The following is a 12,256-nucleotide window of genomic DNA, read 5'->3' on the forward strand; positions in this document are numbered from 1 at the left end:
TGACTTTTGACACACACATGTAATTTTTATCATATCCCTTTTGTCGTATGGAAAATGAAGGAAGAGAATCTTATGAAATTCTTTTAGCCGTTTGTAAGGCGGATCATTTGCAGCTGACTATTGGCTACAAACAGATGCGCGACTTGCTGGAAAGGCTTTGCCGCCTACATATGCACAACGGTAGTCTGCAGATGACCGATCTTTCCGCACGAATTAGTTTTGTAGCGGCCAAAGTGGGGCTTTCTGTAGCGGAGCAAAACAGACTGCATACCTTCCGACTGACCTCCAATGCCATTCTGAACCGACAACAGGAACCTACCCGCGAACACCTTCTGCGGGATGCGAAAACGCTGGCTTTCTTCATCCGTAAACTTTTTGAGGAAGATATTCCACAGGAACTGTATCGTTTGCTTCCCCGGACGGATGCAACTTATATCGTAGCTCCTCCAGCACACAAGCAGGTGCAGCGGATGCGCGTCTGTTTCCAGTATTCCGACGAGCAGTATCTGTATGTGACTCCTTTGGATGAAATAGCTGACGAACCGTTGCGTGTCCGTTACAATATTCCTCAGATCAATGAAGAATTTGCGGAAACCTGTCAGTTGCTCTGGCGCCATGCACAACTCAACTTGCTGGATGTCGCTGTTGACGAAGCAGGAATTCTGACCCCTTCGTTCATTGTCCTTGAACCGGATTATCTGCTTGATATCAGTTCATTGGCAGAATGTTACCGTGATTATGGACATCATCCGGCAAACTATTTCCTTTCCCGTCTTCAGCCGATAGAGAATGCACGCCCGTTGCTTTTAGGAAATATAGCCAACCTTTTCCTCGATGAGTGGATACATGCGGAAGGGGAGGTGGATTATCTGAAATGTATGCAGAAAGCTTTCCGGCGTTATCCGATTGAACTGGCTGCTTGTGCCGACCTGCGTGATCGGGAGAAGGAACGTCAGTTCTTTGATGACTGCAAACTCCATTTTGATCATATCCGTGAGACGGTGAATGATACTTTTCATGCCGCCGGCTACGAACTGGACAAGACGGATGCCGTGCTCGAACCTTCTTATATATGTGAAGCGCTCGGCCTGCAAGGGCGGCTCGACTATATGCAGCGCGATATGTCTTCTTTCATCGAAATGAAATCGGGAAAGGCTGACGAATATGCGATTCGCGGAAAAGTGGAACCGAAAGAGAATAATAAGGTGCAGATGCTGCTTTATCAGGCAGTTCTGCAATATTCGATGGGGATGGATCACCGGAAGGTAAAGGCTTATCTGCTCTATACACGCTATCCGTTGCTTTATCCTTCCCGTCCTTCATGGGCAATGGTCCGCCGTGTGATCGATCTGCGCAACCGGATTGTAGCGGATGAATATGGCATCCAGTTGCGGAACAGCCTGGAATATACGGCACAAAAACTGGAAGAAATAAAAGCCTCGGTACTAAACGAGCGGGGATTGTCGGGACGTTTTTGGGAGACGTATCTGCGCCCTTCTATCGATAATTTCCAGGAGAAGTTGAAATCTCTCTCCACTTTAGAGAAAAGCTACTTCTATGCACTCTATAATTTTATAACGAAGGAACTTTATACGTCCAAGTCCGGTGATGTGGATTATGAGGGACGTACAGGAGCCGCTTCTTTATGGCTTTCCACTTTGGCGGAGAAATGCGAATCGGGGGAGATCATCTATGATTTAAGAATTAAAGAGAATCACGCAGCCGACGAACATAAATCCCACCTGTTGCTGGTACCGTCCGGAGAACTTCAGAGAACGGTGGCGGATGATGCGCAGCACACCCTCCCTAACTTCCGTCAGGGCGATGCCATCGTGCTTTACGAACGGAATGCGGATACGGATAACGTCACCAACAAGATGGTATTCAAAGGCAATATCGACTATCTGAACGAGAATGAAATCTGTATCCGTCTGCGTGCGACCCAGCAGAACTCTTCCGTACTTCCGTCTGATAGCCTCTATGCTATTGAGCACGATGCGATGGATACTACTTTCCGTAGCATGTACCAGGGACTTTATGCTTTTATGTCTGCTACAAAAGAGCGTCGTGATTTGCTGCTCTCTCAACGGGAGCCGCAATTTGATGTGGCATTGGATAAGCAGATAGCCGAAGCTGCCGATGACTTTACTCGTATTGCTTTGAAAGCGAAAGCAGCAAAGGACTATTTTCTGCTGGTAGGGCCTCCGGGAACCGGTAAAACGTCTTGTGCACTGAAGAAGATGGTCGAAACCTTTTATAAAGAGGAAGGAGCCCAAATTTTATTGCTCTCGTACACTAACCGTGCCGTAGATGAAATCTGTAAAGCACTTTCTTCCATTCGTCCGGAAGTCGATTTCATTCGTGTGGGAAGCGAGCTTTCATGTGACGAGAACTATCGGGATCATTTGATAGAGAATGAACTTGCTACCTGTATGCGTCGTACAGAGGTTTGCGAACGTATTAACCGCTGTCGTATATTAGTCGGTACAGTAGCGTCTATCTCCGGCAAACCGGAACTTTTCCGATTGAAGCATTTCGATGTGGCTATTGTAGATGAGGCTACTCAGATACTGGAACCTCAGTTGCTGGGCATACTTTGTGCCAAAGGAGAAAACGGAAAAGAGGGCGTTGGCAAATTTATCCTGATAGGCGATCATAAGCAACTTCCGGCTGTCGTCTTGCAGAATACGGAACAATCGGAAGTATACGATGAAGCCCTGTCTGCTGTCGGACTGAAGAATTTGAAAGATTCTCTGTTTGAAAGACTGTATCGCACAGCCCGTCAGCATACCGATGCCCATCGTACTTACGATATGCTCTGCCGTCAGGGACGTATGCACCCCGAAGTGGCTCTGTTCGCCAATCAAGCTTTCTATGAAGGTCGGCTGCTGCCTGTCGGACTGCCGCATCAACTGGAAGATTCCGGAAATATCAACCGGCTGTCTTTCTATCCTTCGCGGCCCGAACCGATGGGTTCTTCTGCTAAAACAAACCATTCGGAAGCAAAGATTGCTGCCCGTCTGGCCGCAACTGTCTATAAAGAACACTCGGAAGCATTTGATGCCTCCCGCACATTGGGGATCATTACTCCATATCGTAGTCAGATAGCTTTGATCAAGAAGGAAATAGAAGTTCTCGGCATTTCCGAACTGAATCAGATATTGATTGACACTGTAGAACGTTTTCAGGGAAGTGAACGCGATGTGATTATTTATTCATTCTGTGTGAACTATCCGTATCAGTTGAAATTCCTTTCCAATCTGACAGAAGAAGACGGAATTCTGATTGACCGGAAACTGAACGTTGCCTTGACACGTGCAAGAAAACAGATGCTGCTGACAGGTGTGCCGACGCTGTTGGAGCGTAATCCACTCTATAAAAGTTTATTAAAATTAATAGAGAGCCTCCGGAATATTGCATAATTTTTGCAGACGTTAGTTTTTATTCTCTCTTTATGCAATTCATTAACACCTATTTGTTGAACAAACCCCTATCTTTGCAATACGTTTTTTTCATAGAGATTTAGATTTAAGGTTAGAAGAATTGTGGAAGTCGTGAGACTTCCCTTTTTTTCATCTTAACGTTTACTATCCTTCATTGTTTGAATGTGCAAGATATTTTGTAAAATAGTACAGGATGGCTATGAAGAATAAGTAAACCTAAAAAGCCTTCTTCGTGAGAAGAGGCTTTTTTGTTTTTGGAACTTTTTGAATAAATAATTGGTTAAAAAAACAGGAGGACAAACTCATGCTGAGTGCCCTCCTGTTTTTTATTCTATATAATTATATCGGATTAATCCAATACGATAGGCTTATATTTAGGAACCAGTGCTTTCATAATAACCCAACCGATCAGGTAAGCCACTGCGCATACACAGAAGATTACAAAGTAACCGGCCGGTTTTCCTTCGAAGCCCATGAATGTCATCGCAGGATGTACAAACTGTGCTCCTTGTTCCAGTAGTTCTTTTGTCATTTCCACTTCTTTGCCGTCAACCATTGTTGTTCCGGAAGCATATACAAATAAGTTACCTGCCACTTTCTGAAGAATCATTGAACCGATACCACCGGCCATACCACCGATACCGGTGATACTTGCAATTGCTGTTCGGGGGAACATATCACCTACTGTAGAGAAGATATTAGCCGACCATGACTGGTGGGCAGCTCCGCCGATACCGATCAGGATCACGGGGAACCACGGAGAGAATGTTCCCAATGGCTGTGCCAGCAATACCACTAACGGGAAGAATGCGAAAATCAACATTGCTTTCATACGTGCCGCATAAGGGTTCATGCCGGTCTTGTTGATGAAGATAGTAGGAAGCTTGCCACCGTAGATGGATAACATCGTGATTGCGTAAAGTGTGAAGATAAGTCCCATTCCCAGAGGATCGGAAGTTTTGATACCGAATTGGGAGTTCAGGTAAGACGGGGTCCAGAACAGGAAGAACCACCATACACCGTCAGTGGTAAATTTACCGAAGACAAATGCCCAAGTTTGTTTGTAGCTGAAACATTGCCAGAATCTCATCTTTTTCTCGTCTTTCTCCTCTGTTTTCGGACCTGCACCGGCCTCATTCTGGTCTTGTTCGATATATTCAAGTTCGGCTTTGTTTACGTGCTTGCTCTTTGAAGGAGCATCATACATAAATACCCAGAAGCCCATCCAGATAAAACCAAGTCCACCAATAACGATAAACGCCATTTCCCAACCGAAAGCTTTGGCAAGGATAGGAATGGTGAGCGGAGCGATCAAGGCACCGATAGAAGCACCGGCGTTGAAGATGGAAGTAGCATAAGCACGGTCTTTCTTCGGGAAGTACTCGGCAGTTACTTTAATAGCGGCGGGGAAGTTACCGGCTTCTCCGAGAGCAAGTATACAGCGTGCAGCCAGGAAGCAGTACATACTGACAGTAGCGATGGTTACCACCACGTCTCCGGTGGCTCCGGCAAGTTCGGCAGCACTGTGCAGTCCTACCTGCGCTTCTGTTACAATACCACAGACTGCGTGCAGACAGGCACCGGCAGACCATACGCCGATAGCCCAGAGGAATCCTTTCTTCGTTCCCATCCAGTCCACAAAGCGACCGGCAAAGAGCATACATATTGCGTAAACAATAGAGAATACGGAAGTGATAGTACCGTAGTGTGATTCATCCCAGTGAAATTCCGGTTTGATAAATTCATCCCAGGTGAGCGATAGTACCTGGCGGTCGAGATAGTTAACTGTAGTAGCAAAAAATAGCATCGCACAGATCGTCCATCTGTAGTTTGTCATTTTTTCGCCTGTTTTTTGAAATGCATTCATGATAATGGATTTAAATAGATTTTGATTTGCTGACAAAGGTCGGTATTTCAGCTGGATTTTTTTTGTAATAATTGGTCAAAATCATGTATAATTCGTTGCATTATACATATTATTTGTACATAGTAATGTATTATCGTAACAATTTGGTCTCTTTGGGGGAAGAATATGACAAATCCGGAAAACTTCATTCTCTCCCCGTTTCGAGGAAAGAATGAAGTTTTTCGGATCACTTGATATGTGCTAAAGAGCTGCGCAAAGATTAGCGCATTTCTGTATATTTAATCTTATCCATGTCGCCATAGTCAAGATTTTCACCAGCCATACCCCAGATGAACATATAGTTGCTGGTTCCGGCAGCTGCGTGGATAGACCATTCCGGTGACATGATAGCTTGTTCGTTCTGCATCCATACGATGCGTTCTTCCTGAGGTTCGCCCATGAAGTGGCAGATGGAGTTGCCTTCCGGCACGTTGAAGTAGAAATATGCTTCCACACGGCGACTGTGAGTATGTGCCGGCATGGTGTTCCATACACTACCCGGTTTCAGTTCTGTCAATCCCATTTGCAGTTGGCAAGGACCTTCTTCAAGTACGTTGTTAACAATCAGCTGGTTGATAACGCGGTCGTTGCTTTCTTCCATCTTTCCTGCCGCGAAAGAATTTGCTTTCAGAGAACCTTTGCGTCCGTCGATGGTGATCAACTGAGTTTTGTACTCCTTGTGGGCAGTAGCGGAGTTGATATAGAATTTTGCAGGTTTGCTGGCATCTTTGCTCTTGAAAGTAACTTTCTGCTTGCCTCTGCCTACATACAATGCATCTTTGAAGTTCAGCGTATATTCCTTGCCGTCAACAGTTACGATACCTTCGCCGCCAATGTTGATAACACCCAGTTCGCGACGTTCGAGGAAATACTTAGCTTTCAACGGATCGATAGTTTCAAGTACCAGCTCTTTTGTTGCAGGTACGGCACCACCGAAGATGAGGCGGTCGTACATGGAATAAGTCACGTTGATTTGATCAGGAACCATTACTTTTTCCATCAGGAAGCTACTACGCAGGCGGTTTGTATTATACGTTTTCACGTCTTGCGGATTGCAAGCCACCTGCATCTTGTAATTTACCTGGGCAGAAGCAGACATAGCTGCGATACCCATCATCATTGCAATTGCTAATTTTTTCATCTTTCGAATCTTTATTTGGATTATACTTATATTTAATCGTTAGCTGCGTTTTTCGCATCATTTCTTTTCATGCGGATACGGTTGTAGACTGCCATTCCCAGTGCAAGGGCTACGAGGATGGCAGGACCGATAATCTTCAGACTGTAAGTCAGGTGGAAGATACCCCAGCAGAAGAGGCTGGATGCAAAGTCGAGCGCTCCGCCTTCGAAGCCGGCGGGGATATTTACTGTCGGGTCACCCGTAGCGGCATATACGTCTTTGGCAGCCATCGTGAAGAATCCTGCCAGTTCTGTTACGAAGTACAGACCTACGATCAATGCTACCAGTCCGATGATGAATGATTTCACCACATTACCTTTGGTGATAGGCAGAATCATCGGGAATAGGTAGAACATACCAGCCAGAGAAGCCAGCGGTAAGAAACGGTTACCCGGAAGGATCACTGCAAGGAAGATAGTAACCGGGATCAAAAGCAGGGATACAACCAGCGTTGTCGGGTGGCCGATGACAAGTGCAGGGCTCATACCGATGCTCAGGCCTGTATTACTCTTATATTTTTTAGCGATCAATTCGCGGGTTGCATCAGAGATAGGTTTCAAACCTTCAATGAAAAGGCTGGTGATACGTGGAATCAACTCCATAACCGCTCCCATTTTGATACCCAATCCAAGGATACCCGGAATGCCGTCCAGTACTTCTTTCCAGCTGGCACAGCCCAAAGCTCCGATACCGCAACCAATCACGATACCCAGGAATAACGGTTCACCCATCAGACCGAATTTCTTCTTCATTCCTTCAGAGTCGATATTCAGTTTGTCGAATCCCGGAATTTTATCTAAAAGCTTGTTGATTACAATCGCGAACGGAACGAAGCTCTGGCAGAAAGGCTGCGGGATAGAGATACCGTCCATCTTATCATAGAACTTCTGAAAAGCAGGAGCAGTCATGTCTGCCATTACCAATGTTATAATGTAGCAAATGATAGCGGCGAAAAATCCCCAGAAAATACTATCGGAGGCGAAGTATACGATAGCCCCGATAAATGCGAAGTGCCAGTAGTTCCAAAGGTCAATATTAACAGTACGGGTTGTTTTGGTCAGTAGCATTAACAGGTTTACTCCCAGACAAACAGGGATAATGAAAGCGCCGACCGAGGTATTATAGGCAACTGCTGCTGCCGAAGGCCATCCCATGTCGAAAATACCGAGTTCCAATCCGTAGATTTCTACCATTTTACTTAATGCCGGACCAAGACTACTGGTCAACAAGGCTGTGACTACAGATAAGCCGACGAAACCGACTCCCACCAACAAACCGCTTTTGAGCGCTTTGGGGAGTTTAATACCGATACATACTCCTAAAATTGTGAAAATGATCGGCATCATTACTGCCGCTCCCAGACCGATAATGTACTTGAATACTTCTTCCATTCTGTTCTATTTTTTTCTCTGTTTTTAATGATAAATTACTGTGTTTCCCCAGAGGGTATTAGTTGTAAACCGTGCCAAAAGTACGACCTTTTCCGCTTTATTCCAAAACGAAACTCTTAATTTATCAGTTAATGCATCAAAAATGGACATTTTTGACGTTTACGTGCACAAAATTAGTCGTTTCCGTGCACGAAAAACAAAAAATACACCTTCTTAACTAAAAAATCCCACTCTGTTTGGAGGAAATACACTACTTTCGTAGCATGAAAAAATAGCATGTATAATCCTTAAAACAATAAACCATGAGACGAAGCTCTTTTTATAAATTTTTGATATTAGTAATAATAATGTCAAGCACCATTTCACTGTCGGCGCAGCAGGTGGATGAAAAACTGCCTTGGTCGGTGCGGATGACTGAATCGGAGATGATCCGTTGCCCGGAATCCTGGCAGCTTGATTTTCAGCCCAGACTGAAATGGGACTATTGCCACGGACTGGAATTGGGGGCGATGCTTGATGTATACGATACTTATGGCGACAAGAAAATACGAGATTATGCAATTGCTTATGCAGATACGATGGTGCATGAGGATGGAAGTATTACTGCATACAAATTGACCGATTACAGTCTGGACCGTATCAATTCCGGAAAAATCCTGTTTCGTATCTATGAGCAGACCAAGGATGAAAAGTATAAGAAGGCATTAGACTTGCTCTATAGCCAGTTTGCCGGACAACCTCGTAATGAAGACGGAGGATTCTGGCATAAAAAGATATATCCGCATCAGATGTGGCTGGACGGACTTTATATGGGAGCTCCTTTTTATGCAGAATATGCTTTCCGTAATAATCGCCCGCAGGATTATGCAGACGTCATAAATCAGTTTATTACCTGTGCCCGTCATACGTATGATCCGAAGAATGGTCTTTATCGTCATGCGTGTGATGTAAGTCGCACGGAGCGCTGGGCCGATCCGGTGACAGGACAGTCAAAACATTGTTGGGGACGTGCATTAGGCTGGTATGCGATGGCGTTGGTAGATGTGCTTGATTTTATTCCGAAGCATGAGGCCGGAAGAGATTCGTTGCTTGCAATCTTGGATAATGTAGCAGTTCAGGTAAAGAAACTGCAAGACCCGGAGACCGGTGGATGGTATCAGGTGATGGACAGAAGCGGTGACAAGGGTAATTATCTGGAATCATCCTGTTCGGCAATGTTCATATACAGCCTGTTTAAGGCAGTACGTATGGGATATATCGATCCGTCTTATCTGGATGTAGCAAAGGCTGGTTATGAAGGTTTTCTGAAAAATTTCATTGAAGTGGATAAAGATGGAGTGGTGACTATAACGAAAGCCTGTGCGGTAGCAGGGCTGGGAGGGAAGGTTTATCGTTCCGGCGATTATGACTATTATATAAATGAAACAATCCGTAATAACGACCCGAAAGCAGTAGGACCATTTATTATGGCAAGTCTGGAATACGAACGTTTGCAAAAGTAAATTCTATCGATGAAAAGGAGTATTTTGAAAGGAATGGCGTTGTTTCTTCTGCTTTGTTCAGGAGGAACTTTGGCCTGTGCACAACAGCAAAAGCAAGACACAATAGTCGTGTCACGAGACGGAACGGGAAAATATCGGGATATTCAGGAAGCCGTGGAAGCGGTACGTGCTTTTATGGATTATACGGTGACTATATTTATAAAGAATGGTATATACAAAGAAAAACTGGTGATTCCTTCATGGGTGAAGAACGTGCAGCTGGTAGGTGAAGATGCCGAAAAGACGATCATCACGTATGATGATCATGCCAATATCAATAAAATGGGCACTTTCCGCACTTATACTGTAAAGGTAGAAGGAAGTGACATTACTTTTAAGAATCTGACCATTGAGAACAATGCCGCTCCTTTGGGGCAGGCAGTTGCGCTCCATACCGAAGGAGACAGGCTGATGTTTGTCGGCTGTCGTTTTCTGGGAAATCAGGATACTATTTATACAGGATCGGAGGGTAGCCGCCTGTTATTTACTAACTGCTATATTGAAGGAACTACAGACTTCATCTTCGGCCCTTCTACAGCTTTGTTTGAATATTGCGAATTGCATAGCAAACGCGATTCATATATTACCGCGGCTTCTACTCCGAAGGAGGTGGAGTTTGGTTATGTTTTCAAGAACTGTAAGCTGACAGCCGCTCCCGGTATCAAGAAAGTCTATCTGGGACGTCCTTGGAGACCTTATGCTGCTACGGCTTTTATTAATTGCGAGTTTGGCGGACATATCCGTTCGGAAGGCTGGCACAACTGGAAGAATCCGGAAAACGAAAAGACTGCCCGTTACGCTGAATTTAAAAACACGGGTGAAGGTGCGGATGCTTCCGGACGTGTGAAATGGGCTAAACAGCTGACTGATAAAGAAGCGGTGCAATATACTCCGCAGAATATATTTAAGGAATGCAGTAATTGGTATCCTTATAAATAACATCAGTTCGATATAAGAGTAATCCGCATGGTTTCCCCTCCTTTTGGAAGGAGGAGAATTGAGTTACTCAAATTTATATCGAATTCACGTTAAATAGAAGTCATAAGGGAACTTTAATTTTGAACCAACAAAATAAGATTATGAAAAACAGACTGCTATTGCTGTTTATAGTATTTATCCTTTTCTCCGCCTTTCGTGCGGATAAGCCCGTATTGACCATCTTTACGATAGGTGACTCTACGATGGCTAACAAAAATCTGTACGGTGGAAATCCCGAACGCGGCTGGTGTATGGTGCTCCCCGGATTTTTTTCAGAAGATATACGTGTTGATAATCATGCCGCCAATGGCCGCAGTTCCAAAAGTTTCATATCTGAAGGCCGATGGGCAAAAGTGATTTCCCAGGTAAAGAAGGGAGATTATGTCTTTATCCAGTTCGGACACAATGATGAAAAGGCTGATTCTGCACGCCATACTGATCCGGGAACGACCTTTGATGACAATCTCCGTCGTTTCGTCAATGAAACTCGTGTTAAAGGAGGGATTCCTGTGTTGTTCAACTCCATTGTTCGTCGTAATTTTGTACAGCCGGAAGATGCCTCGATTGCCACAGATGCCCGTCGTGCTCCGGGTGAACAGGAACTGCCGAAAGAAGTAAACGTCTTGTACGATACGCACGGTGCCTACCTTGATTCTCCGCGTAATGTGGCAAAAGAGATGGGAGTGGCGTTTATCGATATGAACAAAATTACCCATGATCTGGTGCAGGGACTGGGCCCCGCAGAATCGAAGAAGTTGTTTATGTTTGTCGAACCTGAGAAAGTTCCGGCTTTTCCGAAAGGCCGGGAGGATAATACCCATTTGAATGTGTACGGAGCACGGACTATCGCCGGGCTGACTGTAGATGCTATCGCAAAGGAAATACCGGAACTGGCAAAATATGTCCGTCATTATGATTACGTAGTGGCACAAGACGGAACAGGTGATTTCTTCACAGTGCAGGAAGCGATAAATGCAGTACCCGATTTTCGCAAGAATGTGCGTACTACTATCTTGGTCCGTAAAGGCACTTATAAAGAGAAGATTATTATTCCGGAATCCAAAATAAATATCTCTCTGATAGGAGAGGATGGTGTGGTACTGACAAATGATGACTTTGCCAATAAGAAAAATGTGTTTGGTGAGAATATGGGAACTTCGGGATCGTCGAGTTGCTACATTTATGCTCCCGATTTCTATGCGGAGAACATCACTTTTGAAAACTCGGCAGGACCGGTAGGACAGGCTGTTGCCTGTTTTGTATCTGCCGACCGTGCGTTCTTTAAGAATTGTCGTTTTCTCGGTTATCAGGATACCCTTTATACGTATGGCAAGCACAGCCGTCAATATTACGAGGATTGCTATATCGAAGGAACGGTTGACTTTATCTTCGGATGGTCTGTAGCTGTATTCAATCGTTGTCATATTCATAGCAAACGTGATGGTTATGTGACGGCACCCTCTACAGATCAAGGCAAAAAGTATGGATATGTCTTTTATGATTGCCGGTTGACTGCTGATCCGGATGTTGCCAAAGTATATCTGTCTCGTCCGTGGCGTCCGTATGCACAGGCTGTATTTATCCGTTGTGAACTGGGGAAACATATCCTTCCGGAAGGCTGGCACAACTGGGGAAAGAAAGAAGCGGAGAAAACCGTATTTTATGCCGAATACGATAGTCATGGCGAGGGAGCCAATCCGAAAGCCCGCGCAGCTTTCTCTCGTCAACTGAAGAATCTGAAAGGCTACGAGATGGAAACGGTTTTGGCAGGTGAAGACGGCTGGAATCCGCTAAAGAACGATTCTGTTAAATAAACA

Annotated in this window: 7 protein-coding genes; 4 read left to right on the top strand and 3 right to left on the bottom strand. The window is 44.8% G+C overall.

The genetic code is table 11. The annotated features are described in order from the left end of the window. The first annotated feature begins 47 nt into the window (after positions 1-47). Positions 48-3,422, top strand: a complete 3,375-nt coding sequence (locus BT_RS20715) for a DEAD/DEAH box helicase (protein ID WP_011109099.1) — start codon at positions 48-50, stop codon at positions 3,420-3,422. A 370-nt stretch (positions 3,423-3,792) separates the two neighbouring features. On the opposite strand, the gene BT_RS20720 is transcribed toward BT_RS20715, so the two are convergent. The 3 genes from BT_RS20720 to BT_RS20730 all read right to left on the bottom strand — a co-directional run bounded on the left by BT_RS20720 (position 3,793) and on the right by BT_RS20730 (position 7,920). Further along, positions 3,793-5,310: an MFS transporter gene (locus BT_RS20720; protein ID WP_008764329.1), complete on the bottom strand. Its 1,518-nt coding sequence runs from the start codon at positions 5,308-5,310 to the stop codon at positions 3,793-3,795. A gap of 259 nt (positions 5,311-5,569) precedes the next feature. Further along, positions 5,570-6,490, bottom strand: a complete 921-nt coding sequence (gene kduI / locus BT_RS20725; RefSeq protein WP_011109101.1) for a 5-dehydro-4-deoxy-D-glucuronate isomerase — start codon at positions 6,488-6,490, stop codon at positions 5,570-5,572. Between the two features lie 32 nt (positions 6,491-6,522). Further along, positions 6,523-7,920, bottom strand: coding sequence for a PTS galactitol transporter subunit IIC (locus tag BT_RS20730; RefSeq protein WP_011109102.1), 1,398 nt, complete (start codon positions 7,918-7,920; stop codon positions 6,523-6,525). A 302-nt stretch (positions 7,921-8,222) separates the two neighbouring features. Here BT_RS20730 and BT_RS20735 point away from each other — a divergent pair, with 302 nt between their 5' ends. From BT_RS20735 to BT_RS20745, 3 genes are all read left to right on the top strand, one after another. Then, positions 8,223-9,422 carry a glycoside hydrolase family 88/105 protein gene (locus BT_RS20735; protein ID WP_008760990.1) on the top strand — a complete coding sequence of 400 codons (1,200 nt, stop codon included), beginning with the start codon at positions 8,223-8,225 and terminating at the stop codon, positions 9,420-9,422. 9 nt (positions 9,423-9,431) lie between these two features. After that, entirely contained in the window at positions 9,432-10,400 is a 969-nt protein-coding gene (locus BT_RS20740) for a pectinesterase family protein (protein ID WP_011109103.1), read from the top strand. A 140-nt stretch (positions 10,401-10,540) separates the two neighbouring features. Next, positions 10,541-12,253, top strand: a complete 1,713-nt coding sequence (locus BT_RS20745) for a pectinesterase family protein (protein ID WP_061474328.1) — start codon at positions 10,541-10,543, stop codon at positions 12,251-12,253. The last annotated feature ends 3 nt before the right edge of the window (positions 12,254-12,256 follow it).

It is taken from the genome of Bacteroides thetaiotaomicron VPI-5482 (genome assembly GCF_000011065.1).
Taxonomy (GTDB): Bacteria; Bacteroidota; Bacteroidia; order Bacteroidales; family Bacteroidaceae; genus Bacteroides; species Bacteroides thetaiotaomicron.